Genomic DNA, 18,314 nt, shown 5'->3' on the forward strand with positions numbered 1-18,314 from the left:
GGTGCCTCTAGCCCGCGAGGTGTCACACATGGCTAGTGTTCGGCGCCGTTACTCACCATCTGTGACGCCTCGCGGGCCGCGCGCCAGGAGTACTGCGGGTCGAAGCCCAGCACCCGGCGGGCCTTGTCGATCGACAGGAGGGTCTCGTTCGGACCGACCTCGCGCGTCACGGGCACGCCGGGGAACACCTCCGCGATGAGCTCGGCGTTCGGCCGCGACATCACGGTGTCGGCCGCCGCGATGATGAACCGGTCGAACCCGCGCTGCTCCAGTTCCAGCGCGCGGAGCACCGCCTGCGCGCCGTCCCTCGCATCGATGTAGCCCCACAGGTTCCACTTGCGAGCACCCGCGTCCGCGTCGAACGACGGGAACGCCGCGTAGTCGGCCTCATCCATCACGTTCGAGAACCGCAGCGCGACGATCTTCACCTCGGGATGCCATCGCGTCAGCTGGATCGCGAGCTGCTCCTCGAGATGCTTCGACAGCGAGTAGGTCGATTCGGGTCGGGCGTCGTACTCCTCGTCGACGGGGATGTAGGGCGGAGGGGTGTCGAACGGCAGCCCGAGCACGGTCTCGCTCGACGCCGTCACGATGTTCGTGATGCCCGCCTTGATCGCGCCGCTCAGCACGTTGTAGGTGCCGAGCATATTGTTGTGGAACGTCGCTGTGTTGGAGGCGAGTCCCGGCGCGGGGATCGCGCCGAGGTGCACGACAGCGTCGAATCCGTCCGGCGCCTGCTCATCGATGCCGGTGAGCGCGTCGAGCACCTGGCCGGCGTCCTGCAGGTCGATGCGGACGAAACCGGGTCCGCGCTCCCCCGCCTGGTCGAGGTTCACGACGTGATGGCCGTGCCCCCGGAGTTCCCGAACTACTGTACGACCGAGTTTGCCCGAGCCACCCGTCACTGCGATTCTCATGCGCCCATCCTCCTCCCCTCTCCCTCCCGGATGTTCACAACTCAGGAGAGGCCCGGCGTGTCGTGGGCGACACGCCGCGCGGGCGGCGCGACGCGCCGCAGCGCTCCTGAGTTGTGAACATGACGGACGGCGGGGACGGAATGCAGGGACGGCCGTCGACGTTGGGGCCAGTGTGAAGTTGCTGCTGTACACCTCGGCGTTCTGCGCCCCCTGCATGCAGGCGCGCTCGGTCCTCGCCGAGGTCGCGACCCTCGTGCCCGGTGCGATCGTCGAAGAACGCGATGTCGCCTTCAGGATGGATGAGGCGGAAGCGGACGGCATCCGGTCCACACCGACCGTCATCATCTCCCGCGAAGACGGCACGGAAGTCTTCCGCGCCGCCGGTGCGCCCACACTCAACCAGGTGCTCGTTGCTGCTGCGAAGGCCGTCTAGCTCGCACCAGTCGGCTGCACCGATCGACTCCGGCACCACCTGATCGACACCAGCATCACCCGCTCAGCACAGGCACCAGCCGTTAACCGCCCGAGCTGCGACCGCCACCCGTCCGGGCCCGATCGGCGCCGGCACCGTCCTCGGCATCCGTCTCAGCCGCAACACAGAACCGCGGCCGTGCGAGCCGTTCCAGAGAGAGCGGACGGCTCGCACGACCGCGGGGGTCGTGGGGCGGCGGTGGACCCGGAGTTCCGAGCCAGGCGTGACTACTGCGTGTTGAACACCGCGTCGAAGGACTGCGCGGGGAGGTCCCAGAGCAGCGAACGGATGTAGGTCACGGCTTCGGCCGCCCCGTGGAGACGGTCCATGCCTGCGTCCTCCCATTCGACGGAGATGGGGCCTGCGTAGCCGATGGACGTGAGGGCACGGAACGCGTCCTCCCACGGGACGTCGCCGTGGCCGGTGGAGACGAAGTCCCAGCCGCGGCGCGGGTCGCCCCACGGGAGGTGGGAGCCGACGATGCCCGCGCGACCGTTGGCCGGGCGGACCCGCGTGTCCTTGCAGTCCACGTGGTAGATACGGTCCTTGAAGTCCACGATGAACGCGACCGGGTCGATGCCCTGCCACATCATGTGCGACGGGTCCCAGTTGAACCCGAACGCCGGACGACGATCGATCGCTTCCAGGGTGCGGACGGAGGTCCAGTAGTCGTACGCGATCTCAGAGGGGTGCACTTCGTGAGCGAACCGCACGCCTTCGGCGTCGAAGACGTCGAGGATGGGGTTCCAGCGGTCGGCGAAGTCCTGGTACCCGGCGTCGATCACCGATGCGGGGACGGGCGGGAACATCGCGGAGTACTGCCAGATCTTGGATCCGGTGAAGCCGACGACCGTGTCCACGCCGAGTTTGCGGGCGACACGAGCGGAGCGCTTCATGTCCTCGGCGGCGCGCTGGCGCACGCCTTCCGCGTCGCCGTCGCCCCAGGTGTAGGGCCGGACGATCGCTTCGTGACGGAAGTCGATGGGGTCGTCGCACACGGCCTGGCCCGTGAGGTGGTTCGAGATCGCGTGGACGGTGAGGCCGTGGCGGTCGAGGATGTCGAGCCGCGACTGGACGTACGAGTCGTCCTCGTCGGCACGCTTCAGGTCGAGGTGGTCACCGGAAGCGGCGATCTCGAGGCCGTCGTAGCCCCAGCCCGCTGCGAGGGCTGCGACCTCTTCGAAGGGGAGGTCGGCCCACTGGCCGGTGAAGAGGGTGACGGGGTGGCGTGCGGGGGTGCTCATGAAGCGGTCCTGCTCTCTGCGGGGAGATCGGTGTGGAGGTGTGCGGGCGAGCCGGCGTGGACACCGGCCGGGCCGGACGCGGGGATGGCGATCCAGGCGTCGGCTTCGGCCGCGTCGAGCACCGCTTCGGTGATGAGTGATGCTCGGAGACCGTCCGCGAATCGCGGCAGGCCGTCCGGCCGCTCACCGGCGATGGCGGCGTAGGTGTCGGCGACGAAGGCGTTGAACGCGTCCTGGTATCCCTGCGGGTGGCCGGACGGCACGATCGACAGTCGTGCGGCGTCGGGGTGCAGCTGGTCGGCGTCCCGCGGGAGGAGCTGCGAGCCGGTGCGCCGGCCGAGCCAGAGGGTCTCCGGCTGTTCCTGGTCGAAGCCGATGCTCTCCTCGGTTCCGGATATCTCCAGATGGAGGCGGTTCTTGCGACCCGGTGCCGCCTGCGAGACGAGGACGGTGCCGATGGCGCCGCCGCCTGCCTGCAGGACGACCGCAGCGGCGTCCTCCGTGGTGATGGCATCGTGCTGGGCGCGCTCGGCGAAGAACGTCCTGGTCGTGGCCGCGATGCGATCGATGCGCTGACCGCTGATGAACTCGATGAGGTCGACGAGGTGCGAGCCGATGTCGGCGAATGCGCGGGAGCGACCGCCGCGTTCCGCATCGACCCGCCAGTTGTCGTCCTCCGAGGAGAGCAGCCAGTCCTGCAGGTAGGTGCCGCGAATGGTGAGGACGCGACCGACCTCGCCGGCGGCGACGCGTGCTCGTGCTTCACGCACGAGCGGGTGGAAGCGATAGACGAACGGCACCGTCGCCACGACTCCTGCGTCGGCCGCCGCTTCGACCAGCAGTGCGGCATCGGCCGGGTTCGTGGCGAGCGGCTTCTCGCAGATGACGTGCTTGCCCGCCCGGATCACGGCGAGCGCTTGCTCGGCGTGGAGTCCGTTGGGCGTGCAGACGTGGACGACGTCCACGGCAGGGTCGTCGAGCAGCTCATCGAGCGATGCGTACCCGCGCTCGAATCCGAGTGCGTCGGCGGCAGCGGCGGACCGCTCCGGACGGGAGGAGACGATTCCGACGAGTCGTGCGCCGGCTTGCCGCGCCGCGCGACTGTGGACCGTCGCCATGAAGCCGCCGCCGATGACGGCGACGCCCGGAGCGATCCGTGCGCTCATGCCTCGAACGTCCTGACGAGCGGGTCCCAGTCCTCGGCGAGGGCAGGAGCGAGCTCGACCGTGCTCTCGACCTCGACGGAGGTCTTGCTCGTTCCGGACTCCGCGGTGGCGACCATGACGTCGAGCACGTGGAAGGCGAGTTCACCCGAGGCGCGCTCGGGGCGTCCGGCGCGGATCGCCTGAGCCAGTTCGACCACACCGGTCCCACGCGATGACGTGGACCCTGTGGCCGGGATGGTCTCCGGGTCGGTGCCACGGTAGACGAGCAGGTCGCCCTCGAAGGTGTTCGGGTCCGGGACGACGAGCGTGCCCGTGGAACCGGCGACCTCGAACTGGGCGCGGGCCAGCTTCGAGTCGAAGCTGAACACGCTCTGCGCAACCTGTCCGCTTTCGAATTCGTACAGGGCGCTCACGTGCGTGGGCACGGTGACGTCGAACGACTCCCCTGCGCGTGGGCCGGAGCCGATGGTGCGCGTGGGCGACGCGGTCGACGCGAGCGCCGTGACGCGGGCGACGGGTCCGAACAGCTGCACGAGGGCCGTGAGGTAGTACGGGCCGATGTCGAACAGCGGGCCTGCGCCCTCCTGGAAGAGGAAGTCCGGGTTCGGGTGCCACGATTCGGGGCCGGGGCTCTGCATGAGCGTGAGCGCGGTGAGCGGTGCACCGATCTCGCCGGACTCGATGAGACGACGCGCCGATTGGATGCCGGCGCCGAGGAAGGTGTCCGGGGCGGTCGCGACGCGCAGTCCGGCCGCGTTCGCTGCGGCGAGGAGCTCCTTGCCGCTCTCGCGGTCGAGCGCGAACGGCTTCTCGCTCCAGACGTGCTTGCCGGCGGCGAGCGCCTGCAGGGCGATGGCGACGTGGACCTTCGGGATGGTCAGGTTCACGACGATCTGGATCTCGGGGTCGGCGAGGAGTTCCTCCACCGTGCCGGACCCCGGAACGCCGTACTTCTCGGCCTGCGTGCGCGCACGCTCGGTGTCGAGGTCCGCGACGAATCGGACGTCGAGGTCAGGGAAGGTCGTGAGGTTCGTCAGATACTGGTCGCTGATGACGCCCGCGCCGATGAGGCCGACGCCGACCGGGCCGGTGGTGGTGTTGGTCATGCGGTCACTCCGTTTGCGGTGAGGTAGTCGTAGCTCTGCTGCAGGCCGGCGAAGATGTCCCCGTCATAGTCGTCGAATTCGACGACGCGGAGGGCGTTGGGCGCCGCCGCGAGGATGTCGAGCACGGGGATGACGCCCGCGCCGGAGGGCAGCTGCTTCTTGGTGTCGCGTGAGGCGTCGCCATCCTTGACGTGAAGGAGCTTGACGCGGTCGCCGATGCTTGCGAGGACGTCGACTGCACGGCGTCCGCCGACCTCGACCCAGTAGGTGTCGACCTCGAAGACGACGGCCGGGTCGGTGATCGACGCGAGGTACTCGAGCGGGCTGGTGCCTTCGATGTCGCCTTCGAGCTCCCACCAGTGGTTGTGGTAGCCCATCTCGACGCCGTGCTGCGCACCGACGGCGGCGGCGGCATTGAGGTCGTCGGCGATGCCTTTGACGCCGTCAGCGGAGCTGAAGCGCTCTGCGGCGATCGCGGGGTCGATGAGCACCTTCACGCCGGCTGCGGCTGCGGCGCCGAAGTAGGCGGCGAGGTCGGTGCCCTCTTTGATGAAGTTGGCGTGCGCGCTGGGCGTGGTGAACCCGGCGCCGTGCACTGCGGTGAGGTCGGCGTCTGGACCGAAGCCGAAGGGCTCCGCCTGACGGAAGCCGATCTCGGCGAGCCGCTGCAGGGTTCCGGCCGTATCGGCGGCGAGAGCGTCACGCACCGAATAGAGCTGGACGGAAAGTTGGGAAGTCGACACGATTCTCCTCGTTGATGATGGTTCCGAACAGCCGTTGCTGCACGGGCAAGCCTAGTGACACTTCTGTCGGGGGTCAATCAAAAGTCATTCGTCGATCGTCATCGACCTCATTTCACCCCTCCGGCCGCCAGGCCTGTGACGAGGTGCTTCTGGACGAGCGCGAAGCCGATGAGCACGGGGAGCGAGACGACGATCGACGCGGCCATGAGCTCGTTCCAGAGCACGGTCGTACTGCTCGCGTACGCCTGCAGGCCGATCGGCAGGGTACGGGTGGCATTGTTCGTCAGGACGGACGCGAAGAGCACCTCGCTCCATGCGGAGATAAAGCAGTAGACGGCGACCGCGATGATGCCGGGTTTCGCGACCGGGATGATCACGCGGACGAGTGCGCCGAGGCGGCCGGTGCCGTCGATCATCGCCGCTTCTTCGAGCTCCTGTGGGATCGCCTGCAGATACCCGCTCAGCATCCAGATCGCGAACGGCAGGGTGAACGTCATATAGGTGATGATGAGCCCGAGGTAGGAGCCGTTGAGTTGCAGCCCGACGAGGCGCTGCACCTGCGTGAAGATGAGGAACAGTGGCAGCAGGAAGAGGATTCCGGGGAACATCTGCGTGGACAGGACGACGAGGCTGAACACCCTGCTCCCCCGGAACCGCAGCCTCGCCATCGCGTACGCCGCGAGGATCGCGATGATGACCGACAACAGGGTCGACACCGAGGTCACGATGAGGCTGTTCGTGAAGTACTTGGCGAGCGGGACCGTGCGCCAGATGTCGACGTACGGCTCAAGGGTGATGGTCGCCGGCAACCAGGCGAAGACGCCTCGGACGTCCTGCAGCGGTTTGACCGAGGTGCTCACGATGACGTAGAGCGGTGCCGCCACGAACGCGGCGAGGATCGTCAACACGATTCTCCGCAGCCAGATGAAGCCGAGGGTCTCACGCACGGTTCTGTCCTTTCGGGAGCACGATGCGGATGTAGACGACGGATGCCGCGAAGAGCGCCAGCAGGAGCAGGACGCTCATGGCGCTGCCGATGCCGAAGTTCCAGCTCACGAACGAGTGCTCGTAGATGAGCGGGGAGATGAGCCGGGCGGACTCGGGAGCGCCGGCGCCGAACAGGATGAACGGCACGTTGAACTGGTTGAAGAGCCACAGGCCCATGACGAGCAGCATGACCGCGTTGGCCGGACGGACCATCGGCAGGGTGATGGCGGTGAATCGCCTCCACAGCGACGCTCCGTCGATCGCGGCCGCCTCGTAGACGTCGTCCGGCACGTTCTGGAGGGCCGCGAGCAGCATGAGGAATGCGAAGGGCCACATCTGCCAGACGGACACGACGACGAGCACGATGAAGGCGTTGTCGCCGATGAGCCAGAAGGGTCTCTCGGACAGCAGATGCAGGTCGTCGACGAGGAAGCGGTTGATCGCGCCGTCACGTTGGTTGAACATGAACGCCCACGCGATCGTGCCGACGTAGCCGGGGAGCGCATACGGCACGAGGAAGAACGTGCGAAGGAACGCCCGCCCCTTGACCTTGGACGTCAGGAACACCGCACCCGCCATGCCGAGCATCCACGAGAGCGCGAGCACGATGGCGACGTAGAGGACCGTTCGGACGAAGGTCGTGTACAGCTCACCACCGATCGGGCCCTCCGGGTTGAGTCCGGCGATGAAATTACCGAACCAGATGAACGGCACCGTGACCCAGTTGCGGATGTTCAACTGCGTGAGCGAGGTGAACGCGATCCAGACTCCCAGCGCCATGGGGATGATGTGGATGAGCAGTTCTGCGAGTCCGGCGGGCAGGATGAGCCAGTACGCGAGCCGATGCGTGTCATGGTGGCTTGACCGGGGTCGCCGGCGCCCGAGCGACGTGCGCTCAGGCGCCGTGCACTCGGGCGCCGGAAGCGGGGTGCGCGGAGTCATCAGCCGGCCGCGACCAACTGGCTCTGGGCGTCCTGAAGGGCCGCACGGATCTCCGTCTCGCTGACTCCGCCGGTCGTCGCCGCTTTCGCGAGCAGGCCCTTCACGGCCGTCCCGATGAGGGTCTCCGCCTGCCCGGTCCGGCTGTCGAGCGGGAACGGCGCGGCGTGATCCGCGAGGATGCCCTTCGCGATCTCGAGACTGGGGTCGGCCCGCTCGAGTGCTCCGGACTCGTACGCCTCGTCCGTCACGGCGAGCGTCGAGTAGGCCTCGTTGAGGTACTCCTGCTCGCTGACGCTCGTGAGGAAGCTCACGAACTGTAGCGCTTCATCCTGGTGGGGCGAGTCTGCGAACACGCTCACATTGGTCCCGGCGACGTGCGACCCGATCGGTTTGCCGCCGGCCGGCAGCGGATCGATCACGGGCATCTCGGCGAGCTCCCAGTCCTCGAATCCGGCGAGCAGGAACTGCGCTCGTGGACTCTGGACCATGATCATCGCCGCCTTCCCGTCGACGAAGTCCTGAATGGAGTCCGCGCCGAGCTCCGACTCAGCGTCCGAGGGGGCCGCGACCGCGTCCGCCCCGACGAGGTCGACGTACTGACGCACGGCCGCGATCATGCCGTCGGAGTCGAGCTGCGGCGTGCCGTCCGGGCCGAACCAGTCGGCGCCGTGCTGCTGCCCGAGCAGGAAGGCGAAGTGGGCGCCGCTCGTGATGGCACCACCCGTGAGCGTCGTGCCCCACTGGTCGATCGCGCCGTCGCCGTCGGTGTCGACCGTGAGCGTCTTCGCGTCCGCCACGAACTCGTCCCAGGTGACCGGCGGGGAGTCGATCCCGGCGGCCTCGAAGAGTTTCGTATTGACGTAGAGCCCGTAGGACATGGCGTACAGCGGCACCGACGTGGGCGCCTGACCGGGCTTGCCCGATGCCTCCCACGCCGTGGGCACGAAGCGCTCGGATCCGCCGATCGCCTCGAGCGCCTGCCCTTCGAACGGCACGAACGCACCCGTCTCCTGCAGTGTGACGGCCCAGGTGTTTCCGATGTTCAGGACGTCGGGCCCTTCGCCGCTGCTCACGGCGGCGAGGATCTTGCTGTAGAGGTCCGCCCACGGAACGACTTCGAGTTCGACCTCGATCCCGGTGCGCTCGGTGAAACGATCGATCGTCTCCCCGAGGATCTCGGCGTCCTGCTCGAGCGAGATGGCCTGGTTCGTGGCCCAGTAGGTGAGCGTGGGCGGCCCCTCTTCGCCGGGCGAGCACCCGGCCGTTCCGAGCAGACAGGCCGCGACGCCGGCGACGGCGATGATGCGGAGTGCGGGAGCAGGGCTGCTTGCGCTGCGGAGTGGTTTCTTCATTGATCCGTTCTCTCCTCGGTGACCCGGACGGTTCCGGTGCGGTGGTGATCCTGCGCTGGATCCGTCATGGAATAATGCATCTGTACCTCATGCATATATGCATCATACGCGGCTTGTGCGCACGAGTGAGCAAAAGACGTCAGACTGTGGACAACTTTGTGATTCGCCCACCTGTGAGCGAGGATCGGATCCACCCCGCCGAATCCACCGAGAGACGAGGACCACATGACCCCGACCCAGCCAGTGCCCACCGGTGTCGGAGACGTCTTCCAGCTCTTCCGGGACGGCCGCCCCAGGACGAAAGCCGAACTCACCAGGATCACCGGCCTCGCCCGCTCAACGGTCTCCTCGCGCGTCGATGCGCTCCTCGCCACCGGCCTCCTCGTTCCGGCCGGCGAAGCGGCCTCCTCGGGCGGCCGCCCGCCAGCCACGCTCGTCTTCAACCCGCACGCGCGCGTCGTGATCGCGGCTGACCTCGGCGCCAGCCACGGATTCGTCGCCGTCTGCACGCTCACGGGCGAGGTGCTCTCCAGCGTGCGCTCCGACATCGCCATCTCCGAAGGGCCCGATGCCGTCCTCAGCTGGGTCGCCGACGCCGCGCGCGCCTGCCTGGCCGAGATCGGGAAGTCGCTGGACGACGTCGTCGGCGTCGGCGTCGGCGTCCCCGGGCCGGTCGAGCACTCGACCGGCAGACCCGCCAAACCGCCGATCATGCCCGGCTGGGACGGCTTCGACGTCCCGGCCTTCGTCGCCGAACGCCTCCGCGGCCCCGTGTTCGTCGACAACGACGTCAACATCCTCGCCCTCGGCGAACGCGCCACCGTCTGGCCCGACATCGACGACCTCGTCTACGTCAAAGTCGCCACCGGCATCGGCTCCGGCATCATCAGCGGCGGCCGGCTCCAGCGCGGCGCGCTCGGCACGGCGGGCGACATCGGCCACGTGCAGGTCCCGTTCTCCCGCGACTCTCCGCGGGAACCCGGCGATGAGCGCGATCTCGAAGCGGTCGCAGGCGGCATGGCCCTCGCGGCCCAGCTGCACACCGACGAACACCCCGTCCGCACGAGCGCCGATGTCGTCGCGCGCCTGAACGCAGGCGATCCGCACGCCGTCGAACTCGTCCGACAGGCCGGGCGCGAGGTCGGCGAGGTGTTGGCGATGACCGTCAACCTGCTCAATCCGTCCGTCATCGTCATCGGCGGCAGCATCGGCATCGCCGGCGAGCACCTCCTGGCAGGGGTCCGCGAGGTCGTCTACCGCCGATCGATCCCACTTGCCACCCAACACCTGTCGATCGTGCAGTCACGGTCCGGCGGTCTCGGCGGCGCGATCGGCGCGGCCCACCTCGTCATCGAGCACGCTCTCGAACCGCACGCGGTGGACGCGCTCGTCGCCGCGGGGTGACCGCAGCCGCAACGAGGCGAGGCCCGGCCAGCCAAGCCAAGCCGAGACAAGACGAGACGAGACCGGCCGGGCCCGAACCCAAGCCCGCGCCGGCCCCGAGACGGCGCACGACGAACCGGTGCCCTGCGCGTCCAGTGACACCCGGCGCCCGTGGAACGGATCGGCCCGCGACTGCGAGACAATGGACAGGTGAATCACGCCGTCCTCTCCCGAATCGTCGCTGATTCGACCGACCGAGTGGCGTGGCTGCGAGCCCGATCGCGTGGGATCACCGCGACCGACGTCGCCAAGCTCTCCACGCCCGGCTCGATCATGACGGCGGCCGATGCGAAACTCGGCGGCACGGGCTTCTCCGGCAACGCGTACACCGACCACGGGCGCGCCCGCGAACCCGAGATCGCCCGCTGGGTCGCGGCGACGCACGGCATCGATCCGTCGTCGGCGCTCTTCCGGGCCGAGGTCGAGCACCGGCACCTCGCGACCCCGGACGGCCTCGCCGTCACCGATCGGGGGACCGTCGTCCTGTCCGAGATCAAGACCACCACCAAAGCATGGCGCAGCATCCCCCGCAACTACCTCCGACAGGTGTGGTGGCAGCAGTACGTCCTGGGCGCGGAACGCACCCTCGTCGTCTGGGAGGAGCACAACGACTTCGTGCCCGTCGGCGAGGAACCGCTCTGCCGATGGGTCGACCGCGACGACGCCGAGATCCACAAGCTCGTGACGCTCGCCAACGCGCTCATCGACGAACTGCACTCCCGCACCACTCGCCGCTAGCCGGCAGGCCCCGGAGCGACGGCCCACAGCGCCCCACAGCACCCCAGACCACTGGCCTCAGAGCAGACCACTTGCCTCAGTGCAGACCACTGGCCTCACTCAGTGCAGACCACTGGCCTCAGAGCGGCGGGCGGGTCCGCATCGCCTCAGCGAATCCGTACCCGACAAGCCATGCGAGCGCGACGGTCATCGCCACGAACTCGAGCCAACTGCCCACCTGCACGCCGATCTCGGCGAGCGACAGGAGGCCGCCGATGCCCGCGACGACGGCGACGGTGATCCCGGCGGTCCACGAGCCGATGCGCACCGCGCGGTCACTCGATCTGAGCGCGGCGACACCCATCGCCAGGCAGGCGAGCGCGAAGCCCAGCACGGCCACGCTGATGTGCGACGCGTCCTGGATCGTGAACGCCGGGCTGCTCGGGATCGGGCATTCGTACGTGCACGTCACCTGCGAGGCGACGAAGAAGCAGAGGCTGGACGCGGCGATGAGGACCCACGGCGTGAGGAGGGCTGCGGCCGGACGCCTGCCCACCGGCACGGGCGCGGCGCGACGTGCCACGACCGCGGCCCGCCGCATCGCGATCGCCAGGCTCAAGCCGCCGACCGCCACCATGAGCAGGGCAGCGTTGAACACCGTGGCCGTCACCTCGCCCGTGGCGCCGAGCCCGCTCACATAACTGTTCTTCCGCAGGCTGAGCCGCGCGCCCCAGATCATGATCGTGGCGACCGCGATGAGGAGCCCGCCGATGCCGGCGAACGCGAACGCCGCCGTGTTCATCCGGTCGCGCAGCCGCGCGGCGTCGCCCTCCCTCGCATCGGAGAGGGGGCTCGTCGCGAGGACGTCCGTTCCACCGCCGAACCCGTCCTGCACCGCACCGCTCACGTCGTGTCGCCGTCCCTACGAGCGGATGATCCGCGTGCGGCTGAGCCAGACCACCGCGACGCCCATGAGGCCGATGAATCCGGCGATCGCGATGACGTACACGGCGACCGCCCCGTAGCCGCCGGGCTGCGCCGGGTTGAGGAACGGGTACGGGTACCACCCGGTGATCGCGCCGCGGATCATCGTGTACACGGACCAGACGAGCGGGAAGGCGATGATCGCCCACAGCTGTCGCCATTCCAGGCGCGACTTGCCGGGGGCGAGGATCCAGACGAGCACGAGGTAGATGGGTGCGTACAGGTGCAGCACTTCGTTCGACCAGCCGAGCGTGGCGCCCTGGTCGAGGGAGATGTTCCGGAGCAGCAGATTGTAGACCACACCCGTCGTCGCCATGTAGGTGACGATGCCCGCGAGCAGCAGGTTGAACCACGGCGGGTCGATCTTCGTCCGGAAGCTGAACCAGGCGCCGATGATGAGCGCGATGGCCGCGAGGGCGTTCGACAGGATCGTGAAGTAGCTGAAGAAGTTCACGAAGAACATCGCGCGATCGGGGAGGTCGAAGGTGAGGCTGTAGAGGAGCTGACCGACGATGGCCGCGATGATCACACCGGCCGCGATGAGCCGGATGACCCCGAAGAGAGCACGCATGGTGACACTCTAGCGGGCCAGTCCGCGAGCTCCCGCCGACGCGAGCGAAGCGGGTTCGAACTCAGCCCGCGCCCCTCACCCGTCCCCCAAAGAGAGGGGTGCGTTCTCACCCAATTGACACCGCCGTAACATCGACGACTCATTGGCGGTCTTGAATGAGGAGTACGACCGCGGCCCGGCTCACCGGGCGCGGATGGCAGTGACAACGAAGGAGCGACGATGCGTCACAGAATCGGGCACTCCTGGTCCACGACGGCGGTCGCTGAGCGGCCGAGGCCCGTCCCGGAGACCATGCGTGCGGCACTCATCGACGGCACGGGCAGTGCCGAGGTGTTCCGAATCGGGTCGATACCGACCCCGGACCGGGTGAACGCCGAATACCTTGTAAAGGTGGTCGCTGCGGGCGTCAACCCGATCGATGCGAAGACTCGGGCCGGTCGCGGCGTCTCCGGGGCGATCCCCGCGTACCCGACGGCGCTCGGCTTCGACTTCAGCGGGATCGTCGTGCAGGCGCCGTTCGAGGCATCGGAACTGCAGCCGGGCGATGAGGTCTACGGCGTCACGAGCTTCCCGAGGACGCTCGGCAGTTACGCCGAGTACGTCGTGGTGTCGTCGCTCGGGCTCGCGAAGAAGCCGACGACGCTCTCGCACGTCGAGGCGGGCGGGGTTCCGCTCGCCGCCCTCACGGCGTGGGGCATGGTCGTGGACGTCGCGAAGGCGCACGAGGGTCAGCGCATCCTCATCCACGCGGGCAGTGGCGGCGTCGGGCACTTCGCGGTGCAGTTCGCGAGCTACTTCGGCGCGCAGGTCGTGACGACCGGTTCGACGCAGAATCTCCCGTGGTTGCGGGAGCTCGGCGCTTCGCAGGTCGTCGACCACACGGCGACACGATTCGAGGACGTCGTGCGCCAGGTGGACGTCGTCATCGATCTCGTCGGCAACACGATCGATGACACGGGCACGCGTTCCCTGTCCGTCCTGCGTCCCGGCGGCCTCATCGTGAACGCGCCGACGGGGAGCTGGCCGTCGTTCCTCGACGACAGCCAGGATGCGGGGGTGCGTGCGACGACGTACAAGGTTGCGCCGGACGGCGGCACCCTGGACACGATCACCCGGTTGCTCGAGTCCGGGGACGTCCGGGTGTTCGTCGACGAGGTGTTCGACCTCGAGGACGTCGCCGATGCGCACGCCACGCTCGAGCGTGGGCACACCCGCGGCAAGCTCGTCCTCAAGGTCGCCGAGGGCTGACCCTCCGACCACCCTTCGACAGGCTCAGGGACCGGACCCCGTCACCGAGCCAACACCCGGTCACCGAGCCCAACACCCGGTCACTGAGCCTGTCGAAGTGCCCCACCGAACCGCATCGATCACCGCCCATAGGCGACCTGAACCCCGACCGCGTCGAGTTCACTGAATCGCAGATCCTGGGAACCCCCGTTGCATTGCGGGTAGTGCATGATCGACACCGAGTCGTACGGGGTGAGCGGCGTCCAGTCATCGTCCTCGTAGCAGGTGCCGGCCTCGGGCCTCGTGTGCTCGTGCCTGAACCCGAGGGCGTGCCCGAGTTCGTGCGCGATGATGTTCGCCGGCGCCCATCCGGATGTCGTGAGGGACGGCGTGACGAGCACGTTGCGCTGCGCTTTCGGGGTGTTCGGGAAGAACGCGCGAGCGATGTAGCGGCTCGTCTCGGTGGGTTCGACGGAGAACACGACCGAGTCGTTCGAGGTCGTGCAGGCCCCGTCCTGACTCGGGTCGTAGACGAAGCGGATCGCCGACGATGCGCCCTCCCAGATGGCGCCACCGTCCCGCATCGCTTCGACGACCGACGGTTTGCGATCCGCGAAGTCGTCGCTCACGCAGTAGCTGAGCGCGCCGACCTCGGGAGCGCTCCACAACGTCGGCGCATCGTCGACCCCGGTGTTGGCGGTGAGGGCTGCCGGGTCCGGTCCTCGATGGTCCGCCCCTGTGATGCGGTCGAAGAAGCCACGCAGCGCGGATTCGTCCACCACGGGTTCGTCGCCGTTGACGATGAACTGCCCGTCGACGTCCTCATACGCGGAACCGAGGAACTCCTCCCACGACGGCGGTACCGCGCCGATCGTGGTGGTCTGGTCGGGCGCCCCCGTCCGGCTCGGCGTCGTCTCGCTCTGCAGCACGGCGTCCGGCTGCGTCGGCCTCTGCATCGCCCGCTCAGGCGGGGCGATCTGCCCCTTGGTCGAGCCGATGACGAAGGACTTCGAGAACCCCAGGAGCTCCAGCTCCGGAAGGGATCCGATCAGCGGCAGCTTGACGCGCAGCCCTCCGGCGACCGCGGCCTTCACGACCGCTTCGAGCTGGTAGTCCACACGCCCGTCCACGACGTCGACGGTGGCCGTCGCGCCGAATTGGGCGGATGCCGTCAGGTACGGACCGGCGAGGCCGTAGATGAGGATCGAACCGCTGAGCATCGGTCCGGCGACGATCGTCGCCTTGCCGTGCGCCCCAGCGCTGACCGATGCTCCAGAGGATCCGGTCGACGAGGTGCTGACAGTCTGCAGGCCGCTTGACGATCGGTAGATGAAGCCGTACTCCGCGGTCCGGCTCACTCGTTGGGCGAATCGGACCTCGCCTCGTGCTTCGGCCGACAGGTCGACCTTCACCGAGAGATCGAAGGACGGGACGATCACCACCGGGACCGGGCCGACGAAGAACACCAGCGCATCCGCGGCGATCGAGGCGAGCTGCTTGCGGAGTTCCTTCGTCCAGGACGCGCTGAGGTTCACGGTCGCCACGACCTCCCCGGCGATCACCGTGTGCAGCACGACGGAGAATTCGCGCACGGTCGGGACCGGGATGAATCCCCACTTCCATCTGACGCCGACGTCGAGTGCGACGTGCAGCCGCAGCGCGAGCGAGGCTTCTGCGCGCAGATGGATCCCGCCGGCGGCGACGACCCCGGCTTTCGCCGCGTCCTTCGTCTCCGCGCTCGCCTCCGTCGTGTCGGACGACGTGCCGTCCGACCGCCAGGCGAGTTCGAGCGGGTAGGAGATCGCCGTGTTGAAGACGTCTCCTTCGGCACTGAGCGCGCGCGGGCCGCTGAGCGCTTCGGTCCCGTCCTTCACGTGGTCGACTGCGATCGGCTGGGCGCCGAGGTCGAACTCGTCGGAGTCAACGTCGGAGACGGTGATCCCGGCGTCACCGCCGGGTTCACGGATCGACTCGATCTCGTCGTCGCTCTCGTAGACCGGAGTGTCCGGGATCCCGAGGCCTGTGGCGGCACCGATGATGTCCCGCTGCTCATCCAGCTTGACCTGATGGAAGACGTTCTCGATGGTCGCCTGGCTCGTGTAGACGGTCCAGTATCCGTTCACGAGGTCGATCGACGTCACCGTTCGCATGTACCCGTCCGGGGCCGCCGGCGAGCTCGGACCGACCACGAACGCACCCGGGGCGTAGGCGGGTTTGCGGTCGAAGACGAGGCTCTCTGCATCTGAGGCGATGAGCTGTGCCACGCCGTCGTCCGTGCTCGCCTTCCACACCGCGTCGGCGTCCGCGGCGCGCACGGTCTCTGTGTCTCCCACAACCCAGGCGTCCGCGTCATACACGATCGCGTCGTCGTCGGGGAGGCGCAGATCGACCGTCACCGAGGCGCGGCCTTCGTTCTTCGCGCGGTCGACGGCGACGGCTTCGAACGTGTACCTGTCGCTCGTCGGGGCGCTCGTCTCGAACTCCCAATTCACGGCGCTTCCGTGTTCGTAGCGCAGGACAGCCGTGCCGATCAGGAGCCGCTGACGGTTCTCGTCCAGTCGTCCGGTCGCCCAGATCTCGACTCGCTCGATGGTGTTGCCGGCCTCCGTGACACGACCGGACATGGTGAAGGTGCTCGCCGAACCGAGGTCGACATCTGCATCCTGCGACGGCGAATCGATCGTGAGGGTCGACGGGGTGTCGTCCTCGACCGCCGCGCCGAGCACGGACCCGATCGTCGTGACCGAGGCCTCGGTGGTCCCGCGCTGCACCTGCAGCTCGGAGGCCCCTGCGGACACCGCGCCGATGGTGAGCTGCGGGATCGCACCGAGAACGGGGTCGACCACTACTCCGCGGCCTCGCCCGAGGATAGGACGATCGAGCTCGACGAGCGTCGTCGTCGTGGTTGCGGAGGCTCCGACGAGTGCGATCACGTACTGGGCGTCGGCCGAGACGTTCGCTGCGACGCGTTGCGGAGCGGTGTCGGAGACCGACGTCGTCTTGGTCGTCGGCTCACCGAAGGTGAGTCCACCACGAAGATTCGCGGCGGACGCGTTCGCGGCCGCCTCCGGCACCCACCCGCGGACGTCCACCCTGACCGAGGCCGAGCCGGTCGGCGCGACGACGGTCGTCGACCCGTCAGCGTCTGGAGCCACGAAGGTCGAGAGGAAGCTGTCGCCTTCCGGAAGGTCGAACCGTTGGCCTCCCAACGAGATCGTCTCCGCCGGGCCGGTGTGACTGAGCGTGACGAACACGGCGCGCACACCCTCGCTCGGCACGCCGCCCTGTCCGGTCAAGCCCACCACGAATCGGCCGGTGGTGAGACCGTCGAGTCCCAACCCCGTCGTCTCGTCTGCACGGGTGACCGGTGCGTCGAGTTCGACGACCGATCCGGGAGCGTTCGGTTGGCCGGAGAAGCCGGCGAGCATTTCGACCCGCAGCGGCGCGGACGCCGTCCCCCAGAGGGAGACGGCGCCGTCACGGATCGGGACGAGCACGGTCGTCGACGCCGATCGTCCGCCGTTCGTGTGCAGGGCGGGCGAACCGCCCGCGTGCACCGTGACGTCCTCGCCGGGGCTCAGCACACTGACGCGCAGGAGTGCCGAGCGGTGGCCGCGACCGGCCGGCCCGAGGTCGACGATCGTCGCTGCGTCGGTGCTGAGCCGTTCACCGTGACCCGCTTCGCTGTCGATGAGCGGCAAGGTGCGATCGGGAAGCACCCGTTCGGCCAATTCGGGACCGCTCGTGAGTGCGACGTCGGAGGAGGTGGGGGCCGTCGCTCCGGCCGGTGCCGTGTAACCGACGACGACGAGCGCGCTGCACAGCACGACTCCGAGCCCGCTGCGGAGCAGACGCGCGATCATGCGCGGCCACCGATCCTGCGGGCACGGACCACGAGGCCGAGCGCGATCGCGATGACCGCGGCGACGATGAGCGCGAGTGGAAGCGTCCAGCCCGAGTTCGCCAGCCAACCGCTCTTCGCCGCAGCCGACCGCTCATCGTCCGTTCCCGTGTCGGGTGCGCCCGGGGTGATCGATCCCGGCGCCGGGTCAGCACCCGGACCGATGTCGATGCGCGAGGATCGTGCGGAGAGGACCTTCCCTGCAGTGTCGACATAGGTGAATGCGACGTCGGCGTCGACGCTCGCGTCCGCATCGATCACCAGCGCGAGCTCGCCCGCGCCGACGTCGACGATCGTCGTCAGGCCGAATGTCGTCGGTCGTGGCGTCGTTGGCAGGGCTTCGTCCACCGTGCGCATGGTGAGCCTCGTGTTCTCCGGCGTCACGTCCGGATGCTCCACGTCGACCCACACGGCAGCGGTGCCGGGTGGGGCGGTCGAGGTCACCTCGACTCCGGTGGAGGCGTCTGCGGGAGCCGATGAGGCACCGACGAGTACCGCCGCAATGGCGATGGTGGACAAGAGATCGAACCGCACGATGAACC

16 protein-coding genes are annotated in these 18,314 nt (G+C 68.4%); 4 read left to right on the plus strand and 12 right to left on the minus strand.

Features of this window, described 5'->3' with window-relative positions; all coding sequences use genetic code 11:
- Nucleotides 1–32: 32 nt before the first annotated feature.
- Nucleotides 33–917: an NAD-dependent epimerase/dehydratase family protein gene (locus ACQ3HB_RS10465; RefSeq protein ID WP_430919991.1), complete on the minus strand. Its 885-nt coding sequence runs from the start codon at nucleotides 915–917 to the stop codon at nucleotides 33–35.
- A gap of 172 nt (nucleotides 918–1,089) precedes the next feature.
- On the opposite strand from ACQ3HB_RS10465, the gene ACQ3HB_RS10470 reads away from it, so the two are divergent.
- Complete coding sequence (locus ACQ3HB_RS10470; RefSeq protein WP_430919992.1) at nucleotides 1,090–1,350, plus strand: YbbN family protein; 261 nt, start codon at nucleotides 1,090–1,092, stop codon at nucleotides 1,348–1,350.
- Between the two features lie 266 nt (nucleotides 1,351–1,616).
- Here ACQ3HB_RS10470 and ACQ3HB_RS10475 read toward each other — a convergent pair whose 3' ends face one another.
- From ACQ3HB_RS10475 to ACQ3HB_RS10505, 7 genes are all read right to left on the minus strand, one after another.
- Nucleotides 1,617–2,633 carry a sugar phosphate isomerase/epimerase family protein gene (locus ACQ3HB_RS10475; RefSeq protein ID WP_430919993.1) on the minus strand — a complete coding sequence of 339 codons (1,017 nt, stop codon included), beginning with the start codon at nucleotides 2,631–2,633 and terminating at the stop codon, nucleotides 1,617–1,619.
- Nucleotides 2,630–3,799, minus strand: coding sequence for a Gfo/Idh/MocA family protein (locus ACQ3HB_RS10480; RefSeq protein WP_430919994.1), 1,170 nt, complete (start codon nucleotides 3,797–3,799; stop codon nucleotides 2,630–2,632). The genes ACQ3HB_RS10475 and ACQ3HB_RS10480 overlap by 4 nt, the downstream gene beginning before the upstream one ends.
- Nucleotides 3,796–4,905, minus strand: coding sequence for a Gfo/Idh/MocA family protein (locus ACQ3HB_RS10485; RefSeq protein ID WP_430919995.1), 1,110 nt, complete (start codon nucleotides 4,903–4,905; stop codon nucleotides 3,796–3,798). Before ACQ3HB_RS10485 ends, ACQ3HB_RS10480 begins: the two co-directional genes overlap by 4 nt.
- The gene (locus ACQ3HB_RS10490) at nucleotides 4,902–5,648 is read right to left on the minus strand and encodes a sugar phosphate isomerase/epimerase family protein (RefSeq protein ID WP_430919996.1); all 747 of its coding nucleotides are present in this window, start codon (nucleotides 5,646–5,648) and stop codon (nucleotides 4,902–4,904) included. The genes ACQ3HB_RS10485 and ACQ3HB_RS10490 overlap by 4 nt, the downstream gene beginning before the upstream one ends.
- 107 nt (nucleotides 5,649–5,755) lie before the next feature.
- Nucleotides 5,756–6,595 carry a carbohydrate ABC transporter permease gene (locus tag ACQ3HB_RS10495; protein ID WP_430919997.1) on the minus strand — a complete coding sequence of 280 codons (840 nt, stop codon included), beginning with the start codon at nucleotides 6,593–6,595 and terminating at the stop codon, nucleotides 5,756–5,758.
- A complete protein-coding gene (locus ACQ3HB_RS10500) occupies nucleotides 6,588–7,577 on the minus strand; it encodes a carbohydrate ABC transporter permease (protein WP_430919998.1) in 990 nt (329 codons plus the stop codon). Before ACQ3HB_RS10500 ends, ACQ3HB_RS10495 begins: the two co-directional genes overlap by 8 nt.
- Complete coding sequence (locus ACQ3HB_RS10505; protein WP_430919999.1) at nucleotides 7,577–8,929, minus strand: ABC transporter substrate-binding protein; 1,353 nt, start codon at nucleotides 8,927–8,929, stop codon at nucleotides 7,577–7,579. The genes ACQ3HB_RS10500 and ACQ3HB_RS10505 overlap by 1 nt, the downstream gene beginning before the upstream one ends.
- 225 nt (nucleotides 8,930–9,154) lie before the next feature.
- On the opposite strand from ACQ3HB_RS10505, the gene ACQ3HB_RS10510 reads away from it, so the two are divergent.
- Nucleotides 9,155–10,333: an ROK family transcriptional regulator gene (locus ACQ3HB_RS10510; RefSeq protein ID WP_430920000.1), complete on the plus strand. Its 1,179-nt coding sequence runs from the start codon at nucleotides 9,155–9,157 to the stop codon at nucleotides 10,331–10,333.
- Between the two features lie 189 nt (nucleotides 10,334–10,522).
- Nucleotides 10,523–11,110: a YqaJ viral recombinase family protein gene (locus tag ACQ3HB_RS10515; RefSeq protein WP_430920001.1), complete on the plus strand. Its 588-nt coding sequence runs from the start codon at nucleotides 10,523–10,525 to the stop codon at nucleotides 11,108–11,110.
- A 118-nt stretch (nucleotides 11,111–11,228) separates the two neighbouring features.
- Here ACQ3HB_RS10515 and ACQ3HB_RS10520 read toward each other — a convergent pair whose 3' ends face one another.
- Nucleotides 11,229–11,996, minus strand: coding sequence for a DUF998 domain-containing protein (locus tag ACQ3HB_RS10520; protein WP_430920002.1), 768 nt, complete (start codon nucleotides 11,994–11,996; stop codon nucleotides 11,229–11,231).
- A 15-nt stretch (nucleotides 11,997–12,011) separates the two neighbouring features.
- Nucleotides 12,012–12,644: a Pr6Pr family membrane protein gene (locus ACQ3HB_RS10525; RefSeq protein WP_430920003.1), complete on the minus strand. Its 633-nt coding sequence runs from the start codon at nucleotides 12,642–12,644 to the stop codon at nucleotides 12,012–12,014.
- Between the two features lie 219 nt (nucleotides 12,645–12,863).
- On the opposite strand from ACQ3HB_RS10525, the gene ACQ3HB_RS10530 reads away from it, so the two are divergent.
- Entirely contained in the window at nucleotides 12,864–13,892 is a 1,029-nt protein-coding gene (locus tag ACQ3HB_RS10530) for an NADP-dependent oxidoreductase (protein ID WP_430920004.1), read from the plus strand.
- 119 nt (nucleotides 13,893–14,011) lie between these two features.
- Here the strand turns inward: ACQ3HB_RS10530 and ACQ3HB_RS10535 are convergent, their stop codons facing one another.
- Both ACQ3HB_RS10535 and ACQ3HB_RS10540 read right to left on the minus strand, forming a co-directional pair.
- Nucleotides 14,012–17,734 (minus strand): zinc metalloprotease, encoded by a 3,723-nt coding sequence (locus ACQ3HB_RS10535; RefSeq protein WP_430920005.1) that lies wholly within the window; start codon nucleotides 17,732–17,734, stop codon nucleotides 14,012–14,014.
- On the minus strand, nucleotides 17,731–18,306 hold the full coding sequence (locus ACQ3HB_RS10540; protein ID WP_430920006.1) for a hypothetical protein: 576 nt from the start codon (nucleotides 18,304–18,306) through the stop codon (nucleotides 17,731–17,733). The genes ACQ3HB_RS10535 and ACQ3HB_RS10540 overlap by 4 nt, the downstream gene beginning before the upstream one ends.
- Between the last annotated feature and the right edge of the window lie 8 nt (nucleotides 18,307–18,314).

The organism is Plantibacter lichenum (assembly GCF_050587525.1).
In the GTDB taxonomy this organism is placed as follows: domain Bacteria; phylum Actinomycetota; class Actinomycetes; order Actinomycetales; family Microbacteriaceae; genus Plantibacter.